The sequence below is a fragment of the Sphingomonas pseudosanguinis genome (genome assembly GCF_014196255.1).
Lineage (GTDB): Bacteria > Pseudomonadota > Alphaproteobacteria > Sphingomonadales > Sphingomonadaceae > Sphingomonas > Sphingomonas pseudosanguinis.
The window spans coordinates 32050-56149 of record NZ_JACIDH010000005.1 but is presented as its reverse complement, the minus strand read 5'-3'; the positions used below and the strand labels follow the sequence as shown (position 1 = coordinate 56149).

General features: G+C 65.5%; 31 protein-coding genes and 2 tRNA genes. 27 read left to right on the top strand and 6 right to left on the bottom strand.

The genetic code is table 11. The annotated features are described in order from the left end of the window. The first annotated feature begins 64 nt into the window (after positions 1-64). Positions 65-1120, top strand: coding sequence for a methyl-accepting chemotaxis protein (locus GGR48_RS18310; RefSeq protein WP_183951403.1), 1056 nt, complete (start codon positions 65-67; stop codon positions 1118-1120). Here the strand turns inward: GGR48_RS18310 and GGR48_RS08055 are convergent, their stop codons facing one another. Further along, on the bottom strand, positions 1121-2032 hold the full coding sequence (locus GGR48_RS08055) for an acyl-CoA thioesterase (protein WP_183951402.1): 912 nt from the start codon (positions 2030-2032) through the stop codon (positions 1121-1123). It lies immediately after the preceding gene. Between the two features lie 118 nt (positions 2033-2150). On the opposite strand from GGR48_RS08055, the gene GGR48_RS08050 reads away from it, so the two are divergent. From GGR48_RS08050 to GGR48_RS08035, 4 genes are all read left to right on the top strand, one after another. After that, positions 2151-2327 (top strand): hypothetical protein, encoded by a 177-nt coding sequence (locus GGR48_RS08050; protein WP_183951401.1) that lies wholly within the window; start codon positions 2151-2153, stop codon positions 2325-2327. Positions 2328-2503: 176 nt separating this feature from the next. Next, positions 2504-3661 (top strand): AI-2E family transporter, encoded by a 1158-nt coding sequence (locus tag GGR48_RS08045; RefSeq protein ID WP_240455894.1) that lies wholly within the window; start codon positions 2504-2506, stop codon positions 3659-3661. A gap of 57 nt (positions 3662-3718) precedes the next feature. Next, positions 3719-3795, top strand: a tRNA-Asp gene (locus GGR48_RS08040). Between the two features lie 82 nt (positions 3796-3877). After that, a tRNA-Asp gene (locus GGR48_RS08035) sits at positions 3878-3954 on the top strand. A 155-nt stretch (positions 3955-4109) separates the two neighbouring features. Here the strand turns inward: GGR48_RS08035 and GGR48_RS08030 are convergent. The 4 genes from GGR48_RS08030 to GGR48_RS08015 form a co-directional block, all read right to left on the bottom strand. Next, positions 4110-4313 (bottom strand): DUF2842 domain-containing protein, encoded by a 204-nt coding sequence (locus GGR48_RS08030; RefSeq protein WP_183951399.1) that lies wholly within the window; start codon positions 4311-4313, stop codon positions 4110-4112. Then, positions 4310-4843: a 5-formyltetrahydrofolate cyclo-ligase gene (locus GGR48_RS08025; RefSeq protein WP_183951398.1), complete on the bottom strand. Its 534-nt coding sequence runs from the start codon at positions 4841-4843 to the stop codon at positions 4310-4312. Before GGR48_RS08025 ends, GGR48_RS08030 begins: the two co-directional genes overlap by 4 nt. 228 nt (positions 4844-5071) lie before the next feature. After that, the gene (locus GGR48_RS08020; protein WP_183951397.1) at positions 5072-5386 is read right to left on the bottom strand and encodes a cell division protein ZapA; all 315 of its coding nucleotides are present in this window, start codon (positions 5384-5386) and stop codon (positions 5072-5074) included. Further along, complete coding sequence (locus tag GGR48_RS08015; RefSeq protein ID WP_183951396.1) at positions 5386-5583, bottom strand: hypothetical protein; 198 nt, start codon at positions 5581-5583, stop codon at positions 5386-5388. Before GGR48_RS08015 ends, GGR48_RS08020 begins: the two co-directional genes overlap by 1 nt. A gap of 191 nt (positions 5584-5774) precedes the next feature. Between GGR48_RS08015 and gap the strand changes: the two genes are divergently transcribed. From gap to GGR48_RS08000, 3 genes are read left to right on the top strand one after another with little or no spacing between them, the layout of a single operon-like run. Further along, positions 5775-6785, top strand: coding sequence for a type I glyceraldehyde-3-phosphate dehydrogenase (gap, locus tag GGR48_RS08010; protein ID WP_183951395.1), 1011 nt, complete (start codon positions 5775-5777; stop codon positions 6783-6785). A 17-nt stretch (positions 6786-6802) separates the two neighbouring features. Then, on the top strand, positions 6803-7261 hold the full coding sequence (locus tag GGR48_RS08005) for an MOSC domain-containing protein (protein WP_183951394.1): 459 nt from the start codon (positions 6803-6805) through the stop codon (positions 7259-7261). Further along, the gene (locus GGR48_RS08000) at positions 7258-8457 is read left to right on the top strand and encodes a phosphoglycerate kinase (protein ID WP_183951393.1); all 1200 of its coding nucleotides are present in this window, start codon (positions 7258-7260) and stop codon (positions 8455-8457) included. Before GGR48_RS08005 ends, GGR48_RS08000 begins: the two co-directional genes overlap by 4 nt. Before the next feature lie 153 nt (positions 8458-8610). Here GGR48_RS08000 and GGR48_RS07995 read toward each other — a convergent pair whose 3' ends face one another. Beyond that, entirely contained in the window at positions 8611-9129 is a 519-nt protein-coding gene (locus tag GGR48_RS07995; protein ID WP_183951392.1) for a TlpA family protein disulfide reductase, read from the bottom strand. Between the two features lie 117 nt (positions 9130-9246). On the opposite strand from GGR48_RS07995, the gene GGR48_RS07990 reads away from it, so the two are divergent. The 19 genes from GGR48_RS07990 (at position 9247) to nuoK (ending at position 24097) form a co-directional block, all read left to right on the top strand. Beyond that, positions 9247-9492 (top strand): ribbon-helix-helix protein, CopG family, encoded by a 246-nt coding sequence (locus tag GGR48_RS07990; protein WP_183951391.1) that lies wholly within the window; start codon positions 9247-9249, stop codon positions 9490-9492. Further along, the gene (locus tag GGR48_RS07985; RefSeq protein WP_183951390.1) at positions 9489-9815 is read left to right on the top strand and encodes a type II toxin-antitoxin system PemK/MazF family toxin; all 327 of its coding nucleotides are present in this window, start codon (positions 9489-9491) and stop codon (positions 9813-9815) included. Before GGR48_RS07990 ends, GGR48_RS07985 begins: the two co-directional genes overlap by 4 nt. A gap of 38 nt (positions 9816-9853) precedes the next feature. After that, the gene (locus GGR48_RS07980) at positions 9854-10762 is read left to right on the top strand and encodes a class I fructose-bisphosphate aldolase (protein WP_175311414.1); all 909 of its coding nucleotides are present in this window, start codon (positions 9854-9856) and stop codon (positions 10760-10762) included. A gap of 113 nt (positions 10763-10875) precedes the next feature. After that, complete coding sequence (gene thiE, locus GGR48_RS07975) at positions 10876-11565, top strand: thiamine phosphate synthase (protein WP_183951389.1); 690 nt, start codon at positions 10876-10878, stop codon at positions 11563-11565. Between the two features lie 453 nt (positions 11566-12018). Beyond that, on the top strand, positions 12019-12195 hold the full coding sequence (locus GGR48_RS07970; protein WP_183951388.1) for a hypothetical protein: 177 nt from the start codon (positions 12019-12021) through the stop codon (positions 12193-12195). Then, a complete protein-coding gene (locus GGR48_RS07965) occupies positions 12192-12803 on the top strand; it encodes a M23 family metallopeptidase (protein ID WP_183951387.1) in 612 nt (203 codons plus the stop codon). The genes GGR48_RS07970 and GGR48_RS07965 overlap by 4 nt, the downstream gene beginning before the upstream one ends. A gap of 74 nt (positions 12804-12877) precedes the next feature. Beyond that, complete coding sequence (gene efp / locus GGR48_RS07960; RefSeq protein ID WP_058716349.1) at positions 12878-13441, top strand: elongation factor P; 564 nt, start codon at positions 12878-12880, stop codon at positions 13439-13441. A gap of 129 nt (positions 13442-13570) precedes the next feature. Beyond that, a complete protein-coding gene (locus GGR48_RS07955) occupies positions 13571-14383 on the top strand; it encodes an inositol monophosphatase family protein (protein ID WP_007404243.1) in 813 nt (270 codons plus the stop codon). Positions 14384-14580: 197 nt separating this feature from the next. Then, entirely contained in the window at positions 14581-14955 is a 375-nt protein-coding gene (ndhC, locus tag GGR48_RS07950; protein ID WP_183951386.1) for an NADH-quinone oxidoreductase subunit A, read from the top strand. Beyond that, positions 14946-15530 (top strand): NuoB/complex I 20 kDa subunit family protein, encoded by a 585-nt coding sequence (locus GGR48_RS07945; RefSeq protein WP_221211432.1) that lies wholly within the window; start codon positions 14946-14948, stop codon positions 15528-15530. The genes ndhC and GGR48_RS07945 overlap by 10 nt, the downstream gene beginning before the upstream one ends. Further along, positions 15527-16363, top strand: coding sequence for an NADH-quinone oxidoreductase subunit C (locus GGR48_RS07940; RefSeq protein WP_183951385.1), 837 nt, complete (start codon positions 15527-15529; stop codon positions 16361-16363). The genes GGR48_RS07945 and GGR48_RS07940 overlap by 4 nt, the downstream gene beginning before the upstream one ends. Continuing rightward, positions 16360-17595 (top strand): NADH-quinone oxidoreductase subunit D, encoded by a 1236-nt coding sequence (locus tag GGR48_RS07935; protein ID WP_183951384.1) that lies wholly within the window; start codon positions 16360-16362, stop codon positions 17593-17595. The genes GGR48_RS07940 and GGR48_RS07935 overlap by 4 nt, the downstream gene beginning before the upstream one ends. Next, on the top strand, positions 17595-18269 hold the full coding sequence (locus GGR48_RS07930) for a complex I 24 kDa subunit family protein (protein WP_183951383.1): 675 nt from the start codon (positions 17595-17597) through the stop codon (positions 18267-18269). The genes GGR48_RS07935 and GGR48_RS07930 overlap by 1 nt, the downstream gene beginning before the upstream one ends. Beyond that, complete coding sequence (nuoF, locus tag GGR48_RS07925) at positions 18269-19579, top strand: NADH-quinone oxidoreductase subunit NuoF (RefSeq protein ID WP_042483195.1); 1311 nt, start codon at positions 18269-18271, stop codon at positions 19577-19579. The genes GGR48_RS07930 and nuoF overlap by 1 nt, the downstream gene beginning before the upstream one ends. Beyond that, positions 19579-21597, top strand: a complete 2019-nt coding sequence (gene nuoG, locus GGR48_RS07920; RefSeq protein ID WP_183951382.1) for an NADH-quinone oxidoreductase subunit NuoG — start codon at positions 19579-19581, stop codon at positions 21595-21597. The genes nuoF and nuoG overlap by 1 nt, the downstream gene beginning before the upstream one ends. Further along, a complete protein-coding gene (gene nuoH, locus GGR48_RS07915; RefSeq protein WP_183951381.1) occupies positions 21594-22649 on the top strand; it encodes an NADH-quinone oxidoreductase subunit NuoH in 1056 nt (351 codons plus the stop codon). The genes nuoG and nuoH overlap by 4 nt, the downstream gene beginning before the upstream one ends. After that, the gene (gene nuoI / locus GGR48_RS07910; protein ID WP_007403979.1) at positions 22646-23131 is read left to right on the top strand and encodes an NADH-quinone oxidoreductase subunit NuoI; all 486 of its coding nucleotides are present in this window, start codon (positions 22646-22648) and stop codon (positions 23129-23131) included. The genes nuoH and nuoI overlap by 4 nt, the downstream gene beginning before the upstream one ends. 49 nt (positions 23132-23180) lie before the next feature. Further along, a complete protein-coding gene (locus GGR48_RS07905; protein WP_007404217.1) occupies positions 23181-23792 on the top strand; it encodes an NADH-quinone oxidoreductase subunit J in 612 nt (203 codons plus the stop codon). Then, positions 23789-24097 (top strand): NADH-quinone oxidoreductase subunit NuoK, encoded by a 309-nt coding sequence (nuoK, locus tag GGR48_RS07900; RefSeq protein ID WP_007404079.1) that lies wholly within the window; start codon positions 23789-23791, stop codon positions 24095-24097. Before GGR48_RS07905 ends, nuoK begins: the two co-directional genes overlap by 4 nt. Positions 24098-24100: the final 3 nt, after the last annotated feature.

Below are 24100 nucleotides of genomic sequence, written 5' to 3'. Positions count from 1 at the left end.
AATCTAGCGTGCCTGATCTAGAGCAATTTAACAATTATTAGTCCATTTTGGCTAAATCGCACCCATGTTTTCCATCGCGCCCGCCGCCGAAACTGGCCAAATCTGGCAGAGGTCCGATCCTCTGTTCCAGTCGATCGATCAGGCGCACATGCTGGCGGTGTTCGACACGGAAAAGCGGGTGTTGTGGGCGAATGAGAATTTCGCCAGCGCCTTCGGCTATCGCGCCGACCAGGTGATCGGCCAGCCACATCGCCTGCTCTGCCCCGCCACCATCATGCCGGGGCCCAATTACGACCACTTCTGGCGGTCGCTGTTGCAGGGGCAGTTCCACAGCGGCGTCTATCGCCGACAGGGGCGCGGCGGCCGCGCGGTCTGGCTGGAGGCGAGCTATACGCCGATCGTCGACGCGCAGGGCCGGGTGGACATGATCCTGAAGGTCGGCCGCGACGTGACCGAGCGCCGGCTGGCGGATGGCGAGGCGCACAGCAAGCTGGCGGCGATCGACACGTCGCAGGCGGTGATCGAGTTCGACCTGAAGGGCCATGTGCTGGCCGCCAACGACATTTTCCTGTCTGTGATGGGCTATAGCCGGGGCGAGGCGATCGGCGTCCATCATCGCCGCTTCTGTGACCCGGACTATGCCCGCACGCCCGAATATGCCAGACTCTGGGCCGACCTCGCCGCCGGGCAGTTCATCTCCGGCCGGTTCGAGCGTCGCCGGTCGGACGGCTCGCCTGTCTGGTTGCAGGCGACCTACACCCCGATCTTGAATGCCGACGGCGTGCCCTACAAGGTCGTGAAGTTCGCCAGCGACATGACCGATCGCGTCCTGCTCGAGGCGCAGGCCGCCGAGCAGCTCAGCCAGGCGGAACAGTTCCGCCGCATGGCCGAGGAACGCCAGACCAATCTCGAAACCATGCTGCGCGATATGGAGGGGATCGTCGACAGCATCACGACGATCGCCGAACAGACCAACATGCTGGCGCTGAACGCCGGGATCGAGGCGGCGCGCGCCGGCCCCGCCGGGCGCGGCTTCGGCATCGTCGCCGCCGAGGTCAAGAAGCTGGCCGAGGACACGCGCACCGCCACCCAGTCGGCGCGGCGGATGCTGCGCCGATGATCAGGCGCCTGCGTCGCCCTGGAGCTGGCGCAGGCGGATCAGCCCTTCCTGCGCGACACTGGCGACCAGCCGGCCATCGGCAGTGAATATCCGCCCCCGATTGAACCCGCGCGCATGCCCCGCCCAGGGGCTGTCGGTCGTGTAGAGCAGCCATTCATCGGCGCGGAACGGCTCGTGCAGCCACAGCGCATGGTCGAGGCTGGCGGTCTGCATGTCATGGGTCAGCCAGCTCATCCCGTGCGGCAGGGTGGAGGTGCCCAGCAGCACGAAGTCGCTGGCATAGGCCAAGATGGCCCGGTGCAGCATGGGATCGTCCCCGATCGGCGCGACCAGGCGGAACCAGATCGATTGTTGCGGCGCGCGGGGAGCGGGCGTCATCACCTGGCGGGGATCGGTGACGCGCATCTCGATCGGTCGAATTTGGCTCAGAAAGGCGCGCAGCGGCGCTGGCACCTGATCGCCGAGTTCGTCGAGCAGCGCGCGTTCGGTGGGCAGGGCCTCGGGGCGCGGCACGTCGGGCATCGCGTCCTGATGATGCATACCCTCCTCGGGCGTCTGGAACGAGCAGGCCATGTTGAGGATCGGCTTGCCCTTCTGCATCGCGATCACCCGCCGCGTCGCGAAGCTGCGCCCCTCGAAATCGCGCTCGACGCGGTAGATGATCGGATAGCGCTCATCGCCCGGCCGCATGAAATAGGCGTGGAGCGAATGTGCGACCTTGGGCGCCTCGGTCGAGCGTTGCGCGGCCTGCAGTGCCTGGGCGATCACTTGTCCGCCAAAGACCCGCCCCTGACCACCCGGCCGGCGCGCGCCGCGGTACAGGTCGGTGTCGATCTCCTCGACATCGAGCAGGTCGACCAGACCCTGGGCCAGACGATCGGGGGACGGGGCGGAACGGGGGACGGTATCCATCGCGATTTGATGAGTGCAGTTTACGTCAACGTCAAGTGTAGGGCGATGATCCGAAACGACTATCGCGACAAATGCGGGACGGTTACACAGGTGCCATCGCTCAAGCCGGGAGTCTGCGATGGAAGTTTTGAACGAAGATGGCGCGTCCGAACGTGCGGAACTGCACTTCCTGGCGGCCCTGACGGACGAGTTGATGCGCCACCTGATGGATGCGGGCGTCTTGAGCCGGAGCCAGCTTCAGTCGATCGAAAATGCGGTGGCCGAGCGCACCGGCGGCATCCCCCGCGCCTGGTAGCGCGTTGCTTGGGACGCGTCGCCGTCCATCATGACAGGTTCGTCATGAAAATCGTCCCGATACGCGCGCGTTAGCGGCTTCTCACTGAGGGGAAAGCCGCTAACGTGCCGGTCATGAGTGACGCGCAGGAAGAGGCGACCGGCAGGACCGGGATCGCCGGCGATTCGATCTTGGGCATGCCGGTCGGCATGGGGCAGCGCGATGCGGTGCGGATCGCGATGCGCCGCGACCGGCTGCTCGCCGGGCTGACGCTGACGGCGGGGGCGGGCTTCATCCTGGCCTTGCCGTTTGCGCTGCGGGCGGGGGCGGAGTTCTTCCTGCCGCTGACCACCGCGCTGGTCATCGCGATTGCGCTGGTGCCGATCCTCGAATGGCTGGAGCGGCGGCGGGTGCCGTCACCGCTGGCCGCGCTGATGTGCGTGCTGCTGTTCCTGATCGTCGCCAACATCGCGCTGGCGGCGATCATCGTGCCGGCGACCGACTTCTTCCGGCTGCTGCCCAGCCGCATCGGGCGCATCCAGGACAATCTGGCACCGCTGCTCGATCTCTATTCCAACCTCGAGCGCTATGTGAACAAGGCGCTGCGCCAGGTCGCGACCACGCCCATCCGTCAGGCGCAGACGACGGCGGTATCGCCGCCCAGCTCGATCCTGGAACTGGCTGCGACCTCGGCGCCCGCGCTGATCGTGCAGTTCCTGTTCGGCGTGCTGGTCGTGTTCTTCGTGCTTTCGGGGTGGACGCGGATGCGGCGCGAGACGATCCGGGGGCGGACCAGCTTCGATGGGGCCATGGCGACTGCGCGGGTGATCCAGGAGGTCGTGGACGACGTCTCGGCCTATCTTGGCACCATCACCATCATCAACCTGGCGCTCGGCGGGGCGGTGGCGGGCGCGCTGTCGCTGTTCGGCATGCCCTATCCGCTGATGTGGGGCGGTATCGTCGCCCTGTTGAACTACATCCCCTATTTCGGGCCGGTGATCGGCGCGCTGCTGCTGGCGATCGGCGGGTTGATGACGTTCAGCGACATCTGGGTCGCGCTCGCCCCGCCGGCGATCATGTATGGCATGCATCTGGTCGAGGCGAATTTGATCACCCCCCTGATCGTCGGGCACCGCCTGACCATCAGCCCGGTGCTCATCCTGATCTCGCTGAGCTTCTGGGGATGGGTCTGGGGCACGGTCGGCGCGCTGCTGGCGGTGCCGCTGCTGATCATCCTCCAGACCGTCCTGAAGGCGGCCGGAAAGCCCGACATTGCGGGCTTCCTGTTCGAGCATGGCACGCTCACCCATCTCGACCGCGAGAGCGATCCGCCGGACGTTCCGCAAGAAAGTTGAAAAGATGCGTTGACAGGTCCGGAACCCTCGCCTAGTTGGCGCGCCTCGACGCTTTCAGCGGGTGTAGCTCAGTTGGTTAGAGCGCCGGCCTGTCACGCCGGAGGTCGCGGGTTCGAGCCCCGTCACTCGCGCCATCCTCTTCGGAGAATGGCTGAAAATATCGAAATCCCCTCTCGGGGCCGATGCCAATCTGGGTTGGCATCACATGGCTTTCAAGCGGGTGTAGCTCAGTTGGTTAGAGCGCCGGCCTGTCACGCCGGAGGTCGCGGGTTCGAGCCCCGTCACTCGCGCCATCCTTCGGGATGGCGTTTTTGTTTTCAGCGCGGATATTGTCGATTGGGACGCGCGACCGCATGGTTGCGTCGAGGGTCTCCAAAAACCGATTTCAAACATTCCCCAAATCCCGTTCAGCCTGAGCGAAGTCGAAGGTCACGCGAAAACCCCCGCCTCAGCGCCGCCCACCTTCCATCCAGCGCAACAGCGGCTTCATGGGCGTGATCCAGACGATCCCCGCCACGACATAGAACGCCAGCTGCACCACCCAGTGCCACCTCCCGACCACGCTCGACAGGCTGGCGACGAGCGCGGCCCAAAGGATGATGATCGCGACGATCAGCAGCATACCGGCGGGTTTGCGCCAACTGGGGGTCATGGGACGATCCATTCCGATTCGGTGGCGATGGCGTGAAGCGGCATGTCCCAGCTGTCCGGCACCATCGCCTCGACCTCCTGCACGCTCCAGGCGATGCCGACGCGCCAAGCGTCCGGATGGGCCACGAAAGCGCGGTCGTAATGGCCCGCACCCTGTCCCAGCCGATTGCCACGCCGGTCGAAGCCAACCAGCGGCGTCAGGATGATGTCGGGGCGACATTCGGGGGCGTCGGGGGCGGGTTGGTGCAGCCCGAAGGTGCCGACGGTCAAAGCCTCGCCGTCCGCCCATGTCAGGAAGCGTAAGGGGCTCGCGCGGTCGGTGACATGGGGCAGTGCGATCGTCGCACCCGCATGCAGCGCCGCCTCGACCCACAGGGCCGGATCGGCCTCCGCGCCCAGTGGGCGATACGCCGCGATCGTCTGTTGGGGGAAAAGCCGGTCGAGAAAGGGCCGCGGCACCGGGATCAGCCCGGGGCCATGCGCGTCGCGAACCGCCCGCATCCGGGCGCGAAGGGCGCGCTTGTCGATCATGACGCCGGATCGGGGAAGGGGCGGGTGGCGGGACCGCCGTGGCCGTGTGCCGTAATATCCACTGACGCCCAATACGTCAGGTGGGGACCATGTGCGTCGGGCCAGGGCCCGGGCAGGGACAGCCCCCTTGGATGAAGAATAGCCTCAGGGATTATCGTGGCTCGTACCGGGCAGAGCCCGCCGCCGAGCAATGTAGGCGAGGGTGACGTCTTACTCAAGGCCCCGATCCTATTCAAAGGCGCCGGGACCCTCGGGTTCCAGCGCGTCGGCCAGCGCCTCCAGCCGTTCCGCGATGCGCGCCAGCGCAGCCTCGCTGACCGCCGCGCCCGCCGGCGGGCGGCGCTCGGCCTCCTCCAGCGCATCGGCCAGCATCAGCGAGACGAACAGCAGCGCCCGCTCGCCATTATGTCCGCCCGAGGCGCGCAGCGCGGCGGCCCAGCGCTGGTCGAGCATCTGGCCCAGCATCCGCACGCGCGCCTCGCCGCCGTCCTGGCAATAGACGGTATGAGGGCGGTCGCCGACCATGATCGTGACTTCGGCCATCAGGCGGCACTCCCCCGGGCGATGACATCGTCCAGCGCGCTGACCGCCTCGGCCATGCGCGCCTTCAACGCGGCGTGGCGGCGGGCCAGCGCCTCTTCCTTGGCGGCGCGGTTGCGGATCGTCTGCTCGATGCGCGCGATGGCGCGGTCGATACGCTCGACGGAGGAAAGGACATCGTCGGCAATGGGTTCGGACATGGGATCGGCTTAGCATGATGGCTTCACGCGGCAACCCGCAATTGGACGATGCGGGGTCGGCTGGCGGTTGACAGCGAACCCGCCGGCTCCGAAAGGCGTGGCGCGAAGGATGGAATCACCGATCAGGGGGTCCATCGAACCGGGGGCGGTGTCGTCCAGGCACGGCCCGTAAGAGACAGGAGCTTGCTGGCATGACGGTCAAGGTTGCAATCAACGGTTTCGGCCGCATCGGTCGTCTGGTCGCGCGTGCGATCCTCGAGCGTGGCGAGGGCGCTCTCGAACTGGTCGCGATCAACGATCTCGCCGATGCCAAGTCCAACGCCTGGCTGTTCAGCCGCGACAGCATCCATGGCCGCTATCCGGGCGAAGTCGCCGCCGAGGGCAACGACATCGTGATCGATGGCAAGCGCATCCGCGTCACCGCCGAGCGCGATCCGGCGAACCTGCCCCACAAGGAACTGGGCGTCGACCTGGTGCTGGAGTGCACCGGCTTCTTCACCGACAAGGCGTCGTGCGAAAAGCACATCGCGGCGGGGGCCAAGAAGGTGCTGATCTCGGCGCCGGGCAAGAATGTCGACCTGACCGTCGTCTACGGCGTCAACCATGACAAGCTGACCGCCGACCATACCATCGTGTCGAACGCCTCGTGCACCACCAACTGCCTGGCGCCGGTCGCCAAGGTGCTGAACGACGCCATCGGCATCGAGCGCGGCCTGATGACCACGGTCCACGCCTATACCAACGACCAGAAGATCCTCGACCAGATCCACCCCGACCTGCGCCGCGCCCGCGCCGCCGCCATGTCGATGATCCCGACCACCACGGGTGCTGCCCGCGCGGTGGGTGAGGTTCTGCCCGAACTGAAGGGCAAGCTGGACGGCTCGGCCATCCGCGTGCCGACCCCGGACGTCAGCCTGGTCGACCTGACCTTCACGCCCGCGCGCGATACGACCAAGGAAGAGGTCAACGCGATCCTGAAGGCTGCCTCGGAGAGCGAGGCGCTGAAGGGCGTGCTGGTCTACACCGACGAGCCGCTCGTCTCGATCGACCTGATGCACTCGCCGCAGTCCTCGACCGTCGACAGCCTGGAGACGGCGGTGATCGACGGCAAGCTGGTGCGCGTCGTGTCCTGGTACGACAATGAATGGGGCTTCTCGAACCGCATGGTCGACACCGCGACCGCGATGGCGAAGTTCCTCTAATGACGGACGGGCGGGCGATGACCGGGCGTCTGGCCGGCATCGCCCGCCATGCCGTGCCGAAGGGGCCGATGGCGGTGATCGACACCGCCATCGTCACCCTGGAGGGCGGTATCGAAGGCGATGTGCGCGGGCGCGTGAAGCCCGGCGGTCGCGGACGGCGTCAGGTGACGCTGATCGAGCGGGGCGACTGGGACGCGGCGCTCGCTGCAATCGACCGCGACATCCCCTGGCAGGAGCGCCGGGCGAACCTGCTGGTCGAGGATTTCGACCTTCCCCACATTCCGGGCACCCGGCTGCGTATCGGGCCTGTCCTTCTGGAAATCACCATGGAATGCGATCCGTGCCACCGCATGGACGCGATCGCCGACGGATTGCGCGCGGCCCTGACCCCCGACTGGCGCGGCGGCGTTTGCACGCGCGTGATCGAGGGCGGCACGATCCGCATCGGCGATACAATCAGGATCGAGGAATCATGACCAAGGCCTTCAAGACGCTCGACGATATGGGCGATGTCCAGGGCAAGCGCGTGCTGGTCCGCGAGGATCTGAACGTGCCGATGGCCGATGGCCGCGTCACTGACGACACCCGCCTGCGCGCGACGATCGCGACCGTGACCGAACTGGCCGACAAGGGCGCGATCGTCCTGATCCTCGCCCATTTCGGCCGCCCCAAGGGGCAGCGTAACCCGGAATTCTCGCTGGCGATGCTGACCCAGCCGTACAGCGACGTACTGGGCCGTCCGGTCCGCTTCATCGACGACGTGGCGGGCGAGGCGGCGGAAGCGGCGGTCGCGACGCTGAACCCCGGCGATATCGCGATCCTGGAAAACACCCGCTTTCATGCTGGCGAGGAAAAGAACGATCCCGAACTGGCGGCGGCGATCGCCAAGCTCGGCGACTTCTACGTCAACGACGCCTTTTCGGCCGCGCATCGCGCGCATGTCTCGACCGAGGGGCTGGCGCGCCAGCTTCCGGCATTCGCGGGCCGTGCGATGGAGGCCGAACTCGACGCGCTGGAAAAGGCGCTCGGCAACCCCGAGCATCCGGTCGCGGCCGTGGTCGGCGGGGCCAAGGTCTCGACCAAGCTCGCCGTGCTCAAGCATCTGGTCGGCAAGGTCGATCACCTCATCATCGGCGGCGGCATGGCCAACACCTTCCTCGCCGCGCGCGGCGTCGATGTCGGCAAGTCGCTGTGCGAGCATGACCTGACCGGCACCGCCGAGGACATCCTCGACGCCGCCGATAAGGCGGGCTGCACCGTCCACCTGCCGTACGACGTGGTGGTCGCCAGGGAGTTCAAGCCGAACCCCGACACCCGCACCGTCAATGTCCACGAAGTCGCCGCCGACGAAATGATCCTCGACCTCGGCCCCAATGCCGTCGAGGCGCTGGGCGATGTGCTCAAGAACTGCCGTACGCTGGTCTGGAACGGCCCGCTCGGCGCGTTCGAGACGCCGCCCTTCGACATGGCGACCGTCGCGCTCGCCAAGACGGCGGCGGCGCTGACCCAGGACGGCAGCCTTGTCTCGGTCGCGGGCGGCGGCGATACCGTCGCCGCGCTCAACCAGGCGGGCGTGGGGACGCAGTTCACCTTCGTCTCGACGGCGGGCGGCGCGTTCCTGGAATGGATGGAAGGGCAGGACCTGCCCGGCGTCGCGGCGTTGCTGGCCTGAGATCATTCCTCCCCTGCAAGGGGAGGTGGCAGGCCGAAGGCCTGACGGAGGGGTGTCAGGGCTGGCGAGGATGGCTGTCATCGCAACCGGGGACACCCCTCCACCATGCTGCGCATGGTCCCCCTCCCCTTGCAGGGGAGGAAGCTTGCAGGGTTATAACCCCGTCGCCTCAGGCGGCGGGGCTTCTTTCAATAGCGGCACGAGTAACCGGTTGAGGTCGTCCAGATCGAACGCCGCCGCCTGCGCGTAGCGGACCCGCCCACCGCGATCGATGATGTAGTTGGTTGGCACGGCGCCGAGCGTATTATACGGCCCCTTGATCCGCTTGGCCGACGGCATGGCCAGCGTCGCGAACAGCGGCTTCAGCTTGTAGAGCGGCACCGAGTCCTCGGTGGCGATCGCAAAGACCTTCAGTCCGTGCGGTCCCTGGATGCGATAATATTTGTCGAGCAGCGGCAATTCGGTGCGACACGGGCCGCACCATGTCGCCCAGAAGTTCAGCACGACCACTTGGCCGCGCAGGTCCGCCAGCCGGACATGCGTGCCGTCGACCAGGGTCAGGTCGAAATCGGGGGCCATCTCACCCACTCGTGGGTCCGAGCGCACCAGCGCCGGCGAACCGGTGGACGCCGCCGCCAGTGCCGCTGCCGCGATCCATCGAAGCCATGCCATGCTCATCGCCCCCCCTTGCCCCAGATCAGGATGATCCAGTCGGCATCGGCACGCAAGACCGCTTGATCCCTCTTGTCGGACTTGCTAGGTTAAACACGTTAAACGAAGGAAGTGGCAATGCTCGGCGTCCGCCTCGATACCGAATTGGAAGAGCGGCTGGCGGCCGTTGCCCGCACGCAAGGGCGCAGCAAGAGCGATATCGCGCGGGAAGCCGTGCGCCGCTATGTCGACCTGCATGACGAGGCTTATCGGCGCGAAGCCCGTCGCCAATCGACGCGGGCGTCGAAGCGCGACACGCCGGAGGATTTCGCCTTCTGGAACGCGCTGGCCCGGGAATCCGACGCGCAGGGGGACCAGGCATGACGATTTCGCATGCCGCCATCGTGCTGGCGACGACGGGGGATGGCGGCGACCATCGTCCGTTCCTGGTCGTCCAGTCGGACCTGTATAACGAGACGCACAACACCATCACCGTCTGCCCGATGACCTCGGTCGTCGGCGGTGAGGCGCTGTTCCGCGTCGCCTTCTCGCCGCGCGAACATACCGGCCTGACCGTCGAGTGCGAAGTGCAGGTCGACAAGATCCTGTCCATCCCGCGCAATCATATCGTCAAAGTCATCGGCCATGCTTCGCCCACCCGTATGGAGCAGGTCGATCAGGCGCTGCGCCGCTGGCTGATGCTCTGACCGCTATTCCCGAAGCCCATTCAATCCGGAGAGAATCGATGACCCCGACCGTGAAGGCCATTCTCGACAAATATGAAGGCACGCCGGCAGCGGTGAAGGCCAATCTCGCCCGCATCCTGATGCAGGGCAAGCTGGGCGGCACCGGCAAGCTGATCATCCTTCCGGTCGACCAGGGCTTCGAACATGGCCCGGCGCGCAGCTTCGCGGTCAACCCGCCGGCCTATGATCCGCATTACCATTTCCAGCTGGCGATCGACGCCGGGCTGTCGGCCTATGCCGCGCCGCTGGGCATGCTGGAGGCCGGGGCCGACACCTTCGCGGGCCAGATTCCGACCATCCTGAAGATCAACAGCTCGAACAGCTGGGGCACCTCGATCACCCAGGCCGTGACGGGCAGCGTGCAGGACGCGGTGCGGCTGGGCTGCTCGGCGATCGGTTTTACCATCTATCCCGGCTCGGACGGCATTTTCGATGCGATGGACCAGATCGCGATCCTGTCGGCCGAGGCGCGCGAGGCGGGCCTCGCCACCGTCATCTGGAGCTATCCGCGCGGTGGCAAGCTGAGCAAGGACGGCGAACTGGCGCTCGACGTCGGCGCCTATGCCGCGCACATGGCGGCGCTGCTCGGCGCGCACATCATCAAGGTGAAGCTGCCCAGCGACCATATCGAACAGGCCGAGGCTAAGAAGGTCTATGAGGGCACCGACTGGTCCAACCAGGCCGACCGGGTGCGCCACGTCGTCCAGTCCAGCTTTGCGGGCCGTCGCATCGTCGTCTTCTCGGGTGGCGCCGCCAAGGGGGCGGACGCCGTCTATCAGGACGCGCGCGACATTCGCGACGGTGGCGGCAACGGCTCGATCATCGGCCGCAACACCTTCCAGCGTCCGCGCGACGAGGCGCTGGCGATGCTCGACAAACTGATCGCGATCTACAAGAACGAAGAATAAGTTCTTGCTAGGGTTGGGCGTTCCGGTTGGGGAACCGGGACGCCCATTCCACGCCTCTTTGCCGGGTGCGTCGGGCAGGTGACGTGAGGCCCGTCACGCGTTAGGGAAGCGGCATGACGCTTGACGACGATCCCCTGGGGCCCCTCGATCCCAATTTCGCCTCCGCCTTCGTGCGCGACATGCGGCGGCCCCCCTGCCAGCTTTATCTGATCTCGCCGCTCGATGTGACCGGCGGTTTCGCCGACCGACTGGCGCGCGCACTCGATGCCGGCCCCGTCGCCGCCTTCCAGTTCCGTGTGAAGGACATGGACCAGCACGCCGCCGCGAAGCTGGCCGAGCCGCTCCAGCGCATCTGCGCCGATCGCGAGGTCGCCTTCATCGTCAATGACAGCATCAGCCTCGCCAAGCGGCTGAGCGCGGACGGCGTGCATCTGGGTCAGGATGACGGCGATGCGCGCGAGGCCCGCGACGTGCTCGGGCCGTCGGTGCAGATCGGCATCACCTGTCACGACAGTCGTCACCTCGCCATGGAAGCGGGCGAGACCGGCGCGGACTATGTCGCGTTCGGCGCCTTCTATCCGACGACGACCAAGGACACCACGCATCGCCCCGAACCGGTGATCCTGTCCTGGTGGTCGACCCTGTTCGAGCTGCCTTGCGTCGCGATCGGCGGGATCACCCCGGCCAATGCCCCGCCGCTGGTCAAGGCGGGTGCCGACTTCCTGGCGGTGTCGGGTGCGGTGTGGAACGGCGACGAGGAAGCGGCGGTCAAGGCCTTTGCGGACATCCTCGGCGAGCGCTGATCGACATTCGCCCTTGTCCTCCCCTGCAAGGGGAGGTGGCAGGCCGAAGGCGTGACGGAGGGGTGTCACGGTTCGTGAAGCAGGACGATACTCTCGACCGGAAGTGCCCCTCCACCTTTGCACTACGGGGAGCAGTCCATCCGGCTGCGTCCAAACGTCAATACAGCCTAAAGCGTGATGACATAAGACGGACTCACCCCTCCCCTTCAGGGGAGGGGCCGGGGGTGGGGCGCCTCCGCGTGCATGCCGCCTGTGATGAGGCCCCACCCCAACCCCTCCCCTGAAGGGGAGGGGCTCGGGTTGGTTTCATGCCATGTCATCATGGTCTAGCCGTCTTGCTGGTCTGGCCCGCCCCGATGCCCGGGGCGGAACGGCCGATCCGTTGCGCTCCGGAAACAAGTGTGGCGCCTCGCGTTAACCCATGCGGTAGCATGTGACGTGAAGGAGGGGCCGATGCGCAGACTGGCAATGGCGATGGGCGGCGGCATCGTTCTGGCCGTCGTCGCGGTCGCGACCCATCCGACCCCCGCACAGGGTGCGCCCCGTCTTGCCGATCCCGCTGTGCGGCAGGCACCGATCATGGCGCCGCTTTCGAAGACCTTCGAGGCCGGGGTGGCCATTCCCGAATGAGCCGGCGCGGGGGCAGGGGGCCGCTCTCCCGTTTCGGATGGGTGATGCTGGCGCTGATCGTGATCGGCGTCGGCGGCTTCCTGTCGATGCTGTCCTTCGGCCCCGCCGAAGTCGTCGTGCCCGAGGTTACCGCGCCACCCAGACAGGCGGCGGCCGGGAGTTCGGCGGCGCTGGCCATGCCTATCGCGGGCTATCCTGCCACTGCGCTGCACCGCGACTGGGGTGATCCGCGCGAGGGCGGCAAGCGCAAGCACCAGGGCATCGATCTGATGGCGCCATCGGGCACGCCGGTTGTCGCCGCCCTGCCGGGTACGGTCGAGAAGCTGTTCGACAGCGAACGTGGCGGCCATACGCTCTATATCCGCTCGCTCGATCGCCGCTGGAGCCTCTATTACGCGCATCTGAAAGGCTATGCGCCGGATGTGGCGGAGGGGCAGCGCGTGGCGCGGGGGCAGGTGGTCGGCTATGTCGGCGATACCGGCAATGCGGGGGCGGGCAATACGCATCTGCATTTCGGGGTCAGCTGGATGCGCGCGGGCGACCGCTGGTATCAGGGGGAGCCGGTCGATCCCTATCCGCTGCTTGCCGGAAAGACCGCTTCGAGCTAAAGCGGCCGACACAGGAGGCCGGACCGCGTATCTCGCGCCGGTGTCCTTCGCTCTTTCCAGCAGGTTGAAGACCCATGAAGATCAGCGGCGTGGACATTCGTCCCGGCAACATCATCGAGTATGAAGGCGGCATCTGGCGCGCCGTGAAGATTCAGCACACCCAGCCCGGCAAGGGCGGTGCGTATATGCAGGTCGAGATGAAGAACCTCATCGACGGCCGCAAGACCAATGTCCGCTTCCGCTCCGCCGAGACGGTCGAGCGCGTCCGCCTGGATACCAAGGACTTCCAGTTCCTGTTCGCCGAGGGTGACGACCTGACCTTCATGGACAAGGAAACCTATGAGCAGATCACGCTGCCGCGCGACCTGCTGGGCGATGCCGCCGCGTTCCTGCAGGACGGCATGGACGTCGTGATGGAACTGCACGAGGAGAAGCCGATCTCGGTCCAGCTTCCCGATCAGATCGAAGCGACGATCGTCGAGGCGGACGCCGTGGTGAAGGGGCAGACCGCCTCGTCTTCCTACAAGCCTGCGATCCTCGACAATGGCGTGCGCGTGATGGTGCCGCCGCACATCGCGTCCGGCACGCGCATCGTCGTCGACGTGTACGAACAGACCTACGTCCGCCGCGCGGACTGATGACGATCGGCGGATGACCGGCGCGATTTAGGCGCGACCCCGTCATCCGCCGTCCCGGCCCGTCGTTCGCGGCGGGCCTTTTCAATTCTGAGCGCCCTGAGATGCAGTGGCGCGATCGAAAGGACGATCATGGCCTCGCACTCCGGGCTTCTCACCATCATGGAACGCGCCGCGCGCAAGGCCGCCCCGCGTCTCCGCCGCGACTTCAACGAGGTCCAGCACCTCCAGGTCAGCCGCAAGGGTCCCGCCGACTTCGTGTCGATGGCCGACAAGCGCGCCGAGGAAACCGTCTTCGAGGAACTGAAGAAGGCGCGCCCCGACTGGAATTTCCTCATGGAGGAGGGCGGCGAGATCAAGGGCGATCCGTCCAAGCCGCGCTTCATCATCGACCCGCTCGACGGCACCTCGAACTTCCTGCACGGCATCCCGCACTTCGCGATCTCGATCGCGGTCGAAGAGCCGCTGGCGAACGGCAAGCGCGAAGTCACGACCGGCCTGATCTATCAGCCGCTGACCGACGAGAGCTTCTGGGCCGAAAAGGGCCGGGGCGCGTGGTTGCAGGACGGCCGCCTGCGCGTGTCGTCGCGCCGCGATCTGTCGGAGGCGCTGATCGCCACCGGCATCCCGTTCCTGGGGCATGGCGATTTCGTCCAGTGGAGCCGCATTTTCGGTGCGATCGCGCCGCAGGTCGCCGGTATCCGCCGCTTCGGGTCGGCCGCGCTCGACCTCGCCTGGGTCGCGGCGGGGCGCTATGACGGCTTCTGGGAGTCGGGCCTGAAGCCCTGGGACGCGGCGGCGGGCATGCTGCTGGTCCGCGAGGCCGGCGGCTTCGTCAGCGATTTCCGGGGTTCGGACAAGTCGCTCGATCGCGGCGAGTATCTGGCCGCCAACGAGGGGCTGCATTCCAAGCTGCACAAGCTGCTGGCGAACGCGCTCCGTTAAGGTTTTTTGAGGGATTTCGAGCGCGATGGCGGATCGTCATTGTGCTCAAGCCCCTCAGATACCATCTGAATTCCTGTCGGATGGGATGAATGGCGCGGTTCATTTGCGATTCATTCTCATGGCTCCGCTGGCTTGCTCCAGCCGACCCATCGGCCTAAAGCCGTCCGCATCCAGTTCCGCATCCGCGAGAGAAAAACTTGGTCGATCTGTCGCAATATCTGCCGATCCTCCTGTTCCTGGGCGTTGCCCTGGCACTGTCGACGGCCTTCGTGTTTCTGCCGATGTTCGTCGCGCGCCTCACCGGTGCGCACCAGCCCAACGAGCAGAAGCTGTCCGAATATGAATGCGGCTTCCCCGCGTTCGAAGACCCGCGCAGCCAGTTCGACGTGCGTTTCTACCTCGTCGCCATCCTGTTCATCATCTTCGATCTGGAAGCGGCGTTTCTGTACCCCTGGGCGGTCAGTGTCTTCAGCCTCGGCTGGACCGCCTGGTTTTCGATGATGATCTTCATCGGCGAGCTCGCGCTGGGTCTCGTCTATGCGTGGAAGAAGGGAGCATTGGATTGGGAGTAAATCTTCACTCCGGTCCGGTTGAGTTCAAGCCGCAGGCCCATGGCGGAGCCGTCCATGACGGCCAGGCCCTCATCCAGCCCGATCAGGGCTTTTTCGACGGGCTGAACGGCGAACTGACCGACAAGGGCTTCCTCGTCACCTCGACCGAGGAGCTGTTCCAATGGGCGCGCACCGGCTCGCTCTGGTGGATGACCTTCGGTCTGGCGTGCTGCGCGGTGGAGATGATCCACGTCAACATGCCGCGTTACGACATGGAGCGCTTCGGTGCCGCGCCGCGCGCGTCGCCGCGCCAGTCGGACGTGATGATCGTCGCGGGTACGCTGTGCAACAAGATGGCTCCGGCGCTGCGTCGTGTGTACGACCAGATGTCGAACCCGAAATATGTCATCTCGATGGGCAGCTGCGCCAATGGCGGCGGCTATTACCATTACAGCTATTCGGTGGTGCGCGGCTGTGACCGGATCGTGCCCGTGGACATCTATGTTCCCGGCTGCCCGCCGACCGCCGAGGCGCTGCTGTACGGCGTGATGCAGCTGCAGCGGAAGATCCGCCGCGCCGGGAGTATCGAACGGTGAGGGCGCCCGCTCCCCGTTTCGCCGCGAATGACGGCGTGATCGATGCGGCGCGCGCCGCGCTCGGGCCCTGGCTGCTCGACGCGCGCGAGCATGTCGGTGAGGTCGCGCTGGTCGTCGACCGTGCGAACCTGGTGCCCGCCATGACCGCGCTACGCGATACCAAGGGGCTGGAATATCAGCAGCTGATGGAAATCGCCGGCGTCGACTATCCGGAGCGCGACGAGCGTTTCGAGGTGGTCTATTGCCTGTTGTCGCTGACCCGCAATCACCGCCTGCACGTCCATGTCTCGACCGACGAGGACAAGCCGGTTCCGTCGGTGACGGGGCTGTGGCCGGTCGCCGGCTGGCTGGAGCGTGAGGTCTATGACCTGTACGGCGTGCTGTTCTCTGGCAATAGCGACCTGCGTCGCATCCTGACCGACTATGGCTTTCGCGGTCATCCGCTGCGCAAGGACTTCCCGCTGACCGGCTATACCGAGCTGCGCTATTCGGAAGAGGAAAAGCGCGTCGTCTATGAGCCGGTCAAGCTGGCGCAGGACTTCCGCAATTTCGACTTCCAGAGCCCGTGGGAAGGCGCTGAGTACGTCCTTCCCGGCGACGAGAAGGGCGTGCAGGCGCAGGGCAAGGGCGCGCAGACCCCGGCCAGCGCCGATGCGGTGAAGAAGGCCGATGCCGCGCCGGACAAGACGGTTGCCGCCAACGCGCCCGAGACCAAGACCACCGAAAGCCCCAAGCAGACGGGCGCGGGTCAGCCGCATCCGGGCAACAAGGCCGAGGACAAGCCCAAGGACCCGGACGTCGTGCCGGGCAAGGGCGGAGGACAGAATCAGTGAGCGACTACGTCGACGAACTGCTCCACAAGACGGACGATGCCGACCCGACCACGGGTGACGTGTCGATCCAGAACTATACGATCAACTTCGGCCCGCAGCATCCGGCGGCGCACGGCGTGCTTCGCCTCGTCATGGAGCTGGACGGCGAGATCGTCGAACGCGTCGATCCGCATGTCGGCCTGCTGCATCGCGGCACCGAGAAGCTGATCGAATACAAGACCTATTCGCAGGCGCTGCCCTATTTCGATCGCCTCGACTATTGCTCGCCGATGTGCATGGAGCACAGCTATGTGCTCGCGGTCGAAAAGCTGCTCGACCTCGAAGTGCCGCTGCGCGCGCAATATCTGCGGACGTTCTTCGCCGAGCTGACGCGTATTTCGAACCACATGCTCAACCTGGGCAGCCATGTGATGGATGTCGGCGCGATGACGCCGAACCTGTGGATGTTCGAAATCCGCGAAGACTGCATGAACTTCTATGAGCGGGCCTCGGGCGCGCGCATGCATGCGAATTATTTCCGCGTCGGCGGCGTCCATCAGGACGTGCCGCTCAAGCTGCTGACCGACATCGCAGACTGGCTCGATACGCGTCTGCCGCAGCTGTTCGAGGATGCGATCGGCCTGGTGTCGAACAACCGCATCTTCAAGCAGCGCAACGTCGACATCGCGGTGGTGAATCGCGAGGACGCGATCAAGTGGGGCTTCTCCGGCCCGATGATCCGTGGCTCGGGCATTCCGTGGGACCTGCGCAAGTCGCAGCCCTATGACGCCTATGACAAGGTGGACTTCGACGTGCCGGTGGGCACCAGCGGCGACTGCTATGACCGGTTCATGGTGCGCGTCGAGGAAGTGCGCCAGTCGGCCCGGATCATGAAGCAGTGCCTGGCGCAGATGCCCGAAGGTCCGGTGCTTGCCACCGACCGCAAGGTCACGCCGCCCAAGCGTGCCGAGATGAAGCGCTCGATGGAAGCGCTGATCCACCACTTCAAGCTCTATACCGAAGGGTATCACGTCCCCGCCGGCGAGGTGTATGTCGCGACCGAAAGCCCCAAGGGCGAATTCGGCGTGTATCTCGTCTCCGATGGATCGAACAAACCCTATCGCTGCAAGATCCGCCCGACCGCGTTCAGCCATCTCCAGGCCATGGAATTCATGTCCAAGGGGCATATGCTGGCCGACACGACCGCGATCCTGGGCGCGATGGACATCGTTTTTGGTGAATGTGACCGCTAATGGCTGACGCTCCCAACATCCCCGACGAGGCGGAAGTCCGCGCCCGCTGGGGCAATTTCGCCTGGACCGACGAGAACCAGAAGAAGGCGAACGAGATTCTCGCGCGCTATCCCAAGGGCCGCGAACAGTCCTGCTCGATCCCGTTCCTCGATCTGGCGCAGCGCCAGGTCGGTGCGGAGACGCAGACGCAAGGCTGGCTGCCGGTTCCGGTGATCGAGTTCGTCGCGCGTCAGCTCGGCGTCGCCTATATGCGCATCTACGAGGTCGCGACCTTCTACACGATGTTCAACCTCGCGCCGGTCGGTCGCTATCACGTCCAGGTGTGCGGCACGACGCCGTGCATGCTGCGCGGGTCGGACGACGTGCTGGCGGCGTGCAAGAACAAGGGGCTGATCAAGGGCAAGACCACGCCCGACGGCCTGTTCACGCTGACCGAGGTCGAGTGCATGGGCAATTGCGCCTCGGCACCGATGGTCCAGATCAACGACGACAATTACGAGGATCTGGATTACGACCGCACGGTCACGATCCTGGAAGCGCTGGCGCGCGGCGAGAGCCCCAAGACCGGCACGCAGGAGCCGGGTCGCCACACGGTCGAGCCGATCGGCGGCCCGACCACGCTGACCGCCATGGTCGGCGACAATCACGACTATCGCGGGGAGTGGGGCGCATAATGCTCGCTGACAAGGACCGCATTTTCACCAATCTCTACGGCTATCAGCCGTGGAACGTCGACGCGGCGATGAAGCGTGGCGATTGGGACAATACCAAGGCGCTGCTCGAGCTGGGCCAGGACAAGATCATCGACGTCATCAAGGCGTCGGGTCTGCGCGGGCGCGGCGGTGCGGGCTTCCCGACCGGCATGAAGTGGAGCTTCATGCCCAAGGAACCGCGCCCCGACCGGCCGAGCTTCCTGGTCATCAACGCCGACGAGTCCGAGCCGGGTTCGTGCAAGGACCGCGAGATCATCCGCCACGATCCGCACAAGCTGATCGAGGGCGCGCTGGTCGCCGGTTTCGCGATGCGTGCGCGCGCTGCGTACATCTACATTCGCGGCGAATATATCCGCGAGGCCGAGACGCTGTTCGCGGCGGTCGCCGAGGCCTATGACCGGGGCTTCCTGGGCAAGAATGCCTGTGGCTCGGGTTACGACTTCGACGTCTTCGTCCATCGCGGCGCGGGCGCCTATATCTGCGGCGAAGAGACCGCGATGATCGAGAGCCTGGAGGGCAAGAAGGGCCAGCCGCGCCTCAAGCCGCCTTTCCCGGCGGGTGCGGGCCTTTATGGCTGCCCGACCACGGTCAACAATGTCGAGTCGATCGCGGTCGCGCCGACAATCCTGCGGCGCGGGGCCGAGTGGTTCTCCTCCTTCGGGCGCGAGAACAACAAGGGCACCAAGCTCTTCCAGATCTCCGGCCATGTCGACCGCCCCTGCGTGGTCGAGGAAAGCATGTCGATCAGCTTCCGCGAGCTGATCGAGAAGCATTGCGGCGGTATTCGCGGTGGCTGGGACAATCTGCTCGCGGTGATTCCGGGCGGCTCGTCGGTGCCTTTGGTGCCCGCCGCCGAGATCATGGACGCGCCGATGGATTTCGACGGCTTGAAGGCGGTCGGATCGGGTCTTGGCACGGCGGCCGTGATCGTCATGGACAAGTCGACCGACATCGTCCGCGCGATCAGCCGTCTGTCCTACTTCTACAAGCATGAGAGCTGCGGCCAGTGCACGCCGTGCCGTGAAGGCACCGGCTGGATGTGGCGCGTGATGGAGCGGATGCGCACCGGCGATGCCGACGTCTCCGAGATCGACACGCTGTTCCAGGTGACGAAGCAGGTCGAAGGCCACACCATCTGCGCGCTCGGCGACGCGGCGGCCTGGCCGATCCAGGGCCTGATCCGCCACTTCCGCCCGGAGATGGAACGCCGCATTCGCGAACGCAAAGGCGAGACGGGCGGCAACGCCCCGATGATGGAAGCTGCCGAATAATGCCTAAGGTCAAAGTCGACGGCGTCGAGATCGAGGTGCCGCAGGGTGCCACCGTGCTGCAGGCCTGCGAGCTTGCGGGCAAGGAAATCCCGCGCTTCTGCTATCATGAGCGGCTGTCCATCGCGGGCAATTGCCGCATGTGCCTGGTCGAGGTGAAGCCTGGCCCCCCCAAGCCGCAGGCAAGCTGCGCGCTCCCGGCGGCGGACAATCAGGAAATCTTCACCACCACTCCGATGGTGAAGGCCGCGCGCGAAGGCGTGATGGAATTCCTGCTGATCAACCACCCGCTGGACTGCCCGATCTGCGATCAGGGCGGCGAGTGCGACCTGCAGGACCAGTCCATGGCCTATGGCAAGGGCCATAGCCGCTATGACGAGAACAAGCGGGCCGTCACCGAGAAGTATATGGGTCCGATCGTCAAGACGGTCATGACCCGCTGCATCCAGTGCACCCGCTGCGTCCGCTTCGCCGAAGAGGTCGCGGGCGTGGAGGAGATCGGCGCGATTTATCGCGGCGAGAACATGCAGATCACCTCGTACCTCGAACAGGCCGTGTCGAGCGAGCTGTCGGGCAATGTCGTCGATTTGTGCCCGGTGGGCGCGCTGACGTCGAAGCCCTATGCGTTCGAGGCGCGTCCCTGGGAGTTGAAGAAGACGCTCGCCATCGACGTGATGGACGCGGTCGGCACCAATATCCGCCTCGACAGCCGTGGTCGTCAGGTGCTGCGCTGCGTGCCGCGCATCAATGACGAGGTGAACGAGGAGTGGGCGAGCGACAAGACGCGTCACGCGATCGACGGCTTGGTCCGTCGTCGTCTCGACCGTCCGTTCATCCGCCGCGACGGCAAGCTGGTGCCCGCGACCTGGGACGAGGCCTTCGCCGCGATCCGGGACGTGAACGCGGGTTCGAGCGTCGCCGCCATCGCCGGTGATCTGGTCGATTGCGAGACGATGTTCGCCGCCAAGGCGCTGCTGGCCAAGATGGGCTCTAACCTGCTCGAAGGTCGTCAGACCGGCATGGATTACGACACGTCGAGCCTGGCCGCGGTCAACTTCAACACGACCATCGCGGGCGTCGAGAAGGCCGATGCGATCCTGCTGATCGGCACCAACCTGCGCTGGGAAGCGCCGCTGGTGAACACCCGTATCCGCAAGGCGATCAAGAAGGGCGCCAAGGTCTTCGCGATCGGCCCCGAAACCGACCTGACCTACAAGGTCGAGTGGTTGGGCGCCGACCTGTCGGTGCTGGGCAACCTGCCCGAGGGCGTCACCGAGCTGTTCGGCAAGGCCGCGCGTCCGATGGTGATCGTCGGTGGCGGTGCGCTGAAGGGCGCGCACGGCGCGAGCCTGAAGCTGGTCGACCAGTTCAATCTGGTGCGGACGCTGGAGGATGGCTCGGCCTGGAACGGCTATAATGTCGTTCACATGGCGGCGGCGCGCATGGGTGGCCTGATGCTCGGTTACGCGCAGAAGGGCGGCATCGCCGACGTGGTTTCGGCCGCGCCGAAGCTCGCTTTCTTCCTGGGCGCTGACGAGGTCGACTTCACCAAGTTCGGCAGCAGCTTCAAGGTGTTCGTCGGCCATCATGGCGACAAGGGTGCGCATCACGCCGATGTCATCCTGCCGGGCGCGACCTTTGCCGAGAAGTCGGGCACCTGGGTCAATCTGGAAGGCCGGGTGCAGCGCGGCGACCGTGCGGTGTTCGCACCGGGCGACGCGCGCGACGACTGGACGATCTTCCGCGCGCTGTCCGAAGTGCTGGGTCAGACCCTGAGCTTCGACACGCTGGAAGAGCTGCGCGCCGCGATGGCCGCAGAGGTTCCGGCGCTCGGCCAGGTCGGCCTCGTGACCTTCGACTGGGCCGCACCGTCGCTGAACGCGACCGCGTCCGGCACGATGGACGGTTATCCGATCAAGGACTTCTACCTCACCAACGCGATCTGCCGCGCCAGCCCGACGATGCAGCGCTGCTCGGCCGAACTGGTCCATGGTGAGAGCTATGCGGAGGCAGCGGAGTGACCGCGTTTTTCAACTCGACGCTCGGCCTTCCCTATGGCTGGGCCTGGACGATCGCGACGCTGGTCGGGATTCTGGCGATCGCGCTGCCGCTGATGCTGGCCGTCGCGATGGTCATCTATGTCGACCGCAAGATCTGGGCGGCGATGGCGCTGCGCCGGGGTCCGAACGTGGTCGGTCCCTTCGGTCTGCTCCAGTCCTTTGCCGACGGTCTGAAGGTCTTCCTTCAGGAAACCATCGTTCCAGCCGCCGCCAATCGCGGGTTGTTCCTGCTGGCACCGATCATCACCTTCACGGTTGCGCTGATCGTCTGGGCGGTGGTGCCGTTCCAGCCGGGTGTGGTCGTCGCCGACATCAATGTCGGCCTGCTCTATGTTCTCGCCGCCTCGTCGCTGGGCGTGTACGGCGTGATCCTGTCGGGCTGGGCGTCGAACTCGAAATATCCCTTCTACTCGGCGCTGCGTGCCGCCGCGCAGATGGTGTCCTATGAAGTCGCGATCGGCTTCATCCTGATTTCGGTCGTGATGTGGGCGGGGAGCTTCAACCTGACCGCGATCGTCGAGGCGCAGAAGAGCGTGCTGGGGATTCCGGTCAACGGCTTCTTCCTCAACCCGCTGCTGTTCCCGATGGCGGTGATGTTCTTCATCTCGGCGCTGGCCGAGACGCAGCGCGCGCCGTTCGATCTGACCGAAGCGGAGTCTGAGCTCGTCGCGGGTTACCAGACCGAATACAGCTCGATGTCGTTCGCGCTGTTCTGGCTGGGTGAGTACGCCAACGTCATCCTGATGTGCGCGCTGAACGCGATCCTGTTCTGGGGTGGCTATCTGCCGCCGCTCGACTGGGCGCCGCTTTATGTCGTGCCGGGCATCGTCTGGCTGCTGCTGAAGATGTGCTTCTTCTTCTTCGTCTTTTCCTGGGTGAAGGCGACCGTACCGCGTTACCGCTACGACCAGCTCATGCGGCTGGGCTGGAAGGTGTTCCTGCCGGTGTCGCTGTTCTGGGTATTCTTGGTGTCTGGCGTGCTGATGTATGCGCGCGTGGGAGTTCCGGCATGAGCGTCGCTCAGTACGTCAAGGCTTTTACGCTATGGGAGTTCGTGAAGGGCCATGCGCTGACCCTTCGCTACTTCTTCAAGCCGAAGGCGACGATCAACTATCCGTACGAGAAGAACCCGATCAGCCCACGCTTCCGGGGTGAGCACGCGCTGCGTCGCTACCCCAATGGCGAGGAGCGGTGCATCGCGTGCAAGCTGTGCGAGGCGATCTGCCCTGCCCAGGCGATCACGATCGAGGCGGAACCCCGCGACGACGGCAGCCGCCGCACGACGCGCTACGACATCGACATGACCAAGTGCATCTATTGCGGGCTGTGCCAGGAGGCCTGCCCCGTGGACGCCATCGTCGAGGGGCCGAACTTCGAATTTTCGACCGAGACCCGCGAAGAGCTGATCTACGACAAGTCGAAGTTGCTCGATAACGGTGACCGCTGGGAAAGCGCGATCGCGGCGAACCTTGCCGCCGATGCGCCGTACCGTTAAAGCCCGCGACCAACGGTTCGGGGCGGACAGAAAAGGGGCCTGACAGGCAGTGATACAGGCTATCGCCTTCTATATTTTCGCGACCGTGGTGATCGTGTCCGCAGGGCTCACGATCGCGTCGCGCAATCCGGTGCACTCGGTCATGTGGCTGATCCTGGCGTTCTTCAACGCCGCGGGCCTCATGGTGCTGTGCGGGGCCGAGTTCATCGCGATGCTGCTCGTCATCGTCTATGTGGGCGCGGTCGCGGTCTTGTTCCTCTTCGTCGTCATGATGCTCGATATCGAGGTCGCGGCGATGCGGGCGGGCTTTGCGCGCTATCTGCCGCTGGGCCTGGCACTGGCCGTGGCCTTGCTGGCCGAGGTCATCATCGCGTTCCAGGCATGGAGCGTCGGCGGCGTGCAGCTGGCGGCCCGTGCGGCCCCGATCGCGCCGGAGGTGTCCAACATCCAGGCGATCGGCAACCTGCTGTACACGCGCTACCTGTTCATCTTCGAGGGTGCGGGCCTGGTCCTGCTCGTCGCGATGATCGGCGCGATCGTGCTCACCCATCGCAAGCGCGGCGGCGTCCGTCCGCAGAACATCGCCAAGCAGAATGCGCGTCAGCCGCATGAGGCGATCCGCAACATCAATCAGCCTATCGGGCAGGGGGTGGAACTGTGACGATCGGTCTCGTCCATTATCTGGTCGTCGCGGCGATCCTGTTCACCATGGGGGTGCTGGGTATCTTCCTGAACCGGAAGAACCTGATCGTCATCCTCATGGCGATCGAGCTCATCCTGCTCGCCGTGAACCTGAACCTCGTCGCCTTTTCGGCCGCGCTTCAGGATCTGGTGGGTCAGGTCTTCGCCATGTTCGTGCTGACCGTGGCCGCCGGTGAGTCGGCGATCGGTCTGGCGATCCTGGTCATCTATTTCCGTGGCCGCGGCACCATCGCGGTCGACGACGTCAACCGGATGAAGGGGTAATCG

Excerpts from the sequence above, each read along its gene's own strand:
- GGR48_RS08055 (WP_183951402.1), bottom strand. The coding sequence starts at position 2,032 with ATGGATACCGTCCCCCGTTCCGCCCCGTCCCCCGATCGTCTGGCCCAG.
- thiE (WP_183951389.1), top strand. The coding sequence starts at position 10,876 with ATGACGCTTGACGACGATCCCCTGGGGCCCCTCGATCCCAATTTCGCC.
- GGR48_RS08025 (WP_183951398.1), bottom strand. The coding sequence starts at position 4,843 with ATGATCGACAAGCGCGCCCTTCGCGCCCGGATGCGGGCGGTTCGCGAC.
- GGR48_RS07995 (WP_183951392.1), bottom strand. The coding sequence starts at position 9,129 with ATGGCATGGCTTCGATGGATCGCGGCAGCGGCACTGGCGGCGGCGTCC.
- GGR48_RS08005 (WP_183951394.1), top strand. The coding sequence starts at position 6,803 with ATGACCGGGCGTCTGGCCGGCATCGCCCGCCATGCCGTGCCGAAGGGG.
- efp (WP_058716349.1), top strand. The coding sequence starts at position 12,878 with ATGAAGATCAGCGGCGTGGACATTCGTCCCGGCAACATCATCGAGTAT.
- nuoF (WP_042483195.1), top strand. The coding sequence starts at position 18,269 with ATGCTCGCTGACAAGGACCGCATTTTCACCAATCTCTACGGCTATCAG.
- GGR48_RS07990 (WP_183951391.1), top strand. The coding sequence starts at position 9,247 with ATGCTCGGCGTCCGCCTCGATACCGAATTGGAAGAGCGGCTGGCGGCC.
- GGR48_RS08050 (WP_183951401.1), top strand. The coding sequence starts at position 2,151 with ATGGAAGTTTTGAACGAAGATGGCGCGTCCGAACGTGCGGAACTGCAC.
- GGR48_RS07980 (WP_175311414.1), top strand. The coding sequence starts at position 9,854 with ATGACCCCGACCGTGAAGGCCATTCTCGACAAATATGAAGGCACGCCG.
- GGR48_RS18310 (WP_183951403.1), top strand. The coding sequence starts at position 65 with ATGTTTTCCATCGCGCCCGCCGCCGAAACTGGCCAAATCTGGCAGAGG.
- GGR48_RS07955 (WP_007404243.1), top strand. The coding sequence starts at position 13,571 with ATGGCCTCGCACTCCGGGCTTCTCACCATCATGGAACGCGCCGCGCGC.
- GGR48_RS08015 (WP_183951396.1), bottom strand. The coding sequence starts at position 5,583 with ATGTCCGAACCCATTGCCGACGATGTCCTTTCCTCCGTCGAGCGTATC.
- GGR48_RS08030 (WP_183951399.1), bottom strand. The coding sequence starts at position 4,313 with ATGACCCCCAGTTGGCGCAAACCCGCCGGTATGCTGCTGATCGTCGCG.
- GGR48_RS08000 (WP_183951393.1), top strand. The coding sequence starts at position 7,258 with ATGACCAAGGCCTTCAAGACGCTCGACGATATGGGCGATGTCCAGGGC.
- gap (WP_183951395.1), top strand. The coding sequence starts at position 5,775 with ATGACGGTCAAGGTTGCAATCAACGGTTTCGGCCGCATCGGTCGTCTG.
- GGR48_RS07965 (WP_183951387.1), top strand. The coding sequence starts at position 12,192 with ATGAGCCGGCGCGGGGGCAGGGGGCCGCTCTCCCGTTTCGGATGGGTG.
- GGR48_RS08045 (WP_240455894.1), top strand. The coding sequence starts at position 2,504 with ATGCCGGTCGGCATGGGGCAGCGCGATGCGGTGCGGATCGCGATGCGC.
- GGR48_RS08020 (WP_183951397.1), bottom strand. The coding sequence starts at position 5,386 with ATGGCCGAAGTCACGATCATGGTCGGCGACCGCCCTCATACCGTCTAT.
- GGR48_RS07970 (WP_183951388.1), top strand. The coding sequence starts at position 12,019 with ATGCGCAGACTGGCAATGGCGATGGGCGGCGGCATCGTTCTGGCCGTC.
- nuoI (WP_007403979.1), top strand. The coding sequence starts at position 22,646 with ATGAGCGTCGCTCAGTACGTCAAGGCTTTTACGCTATGGGAGTTCGTG.
- nuoG (WP_183951382.1), top strand. The coding sequence starts at position 19,579 with ATGCCTAAGGTCAAAGTCGACGGCGTCGAGATCGAGGTGCCGCAGGGT.
- GGR48_RS07930 (WP_183951383.1), top strand. The coding sequence starts at position 17,595 with ATGGCTGACGCTCCCAACATCCCCGACGAGGCGGAAGTCCGCGCCCGC.
- GGR48_RS07985 (WP_183951390.1), top strand. The coding sequence starts at position 9,489 with ATGACGATTTCGCATGCCGCCATCGTGCTGGCGACGACGGGGGATGGC.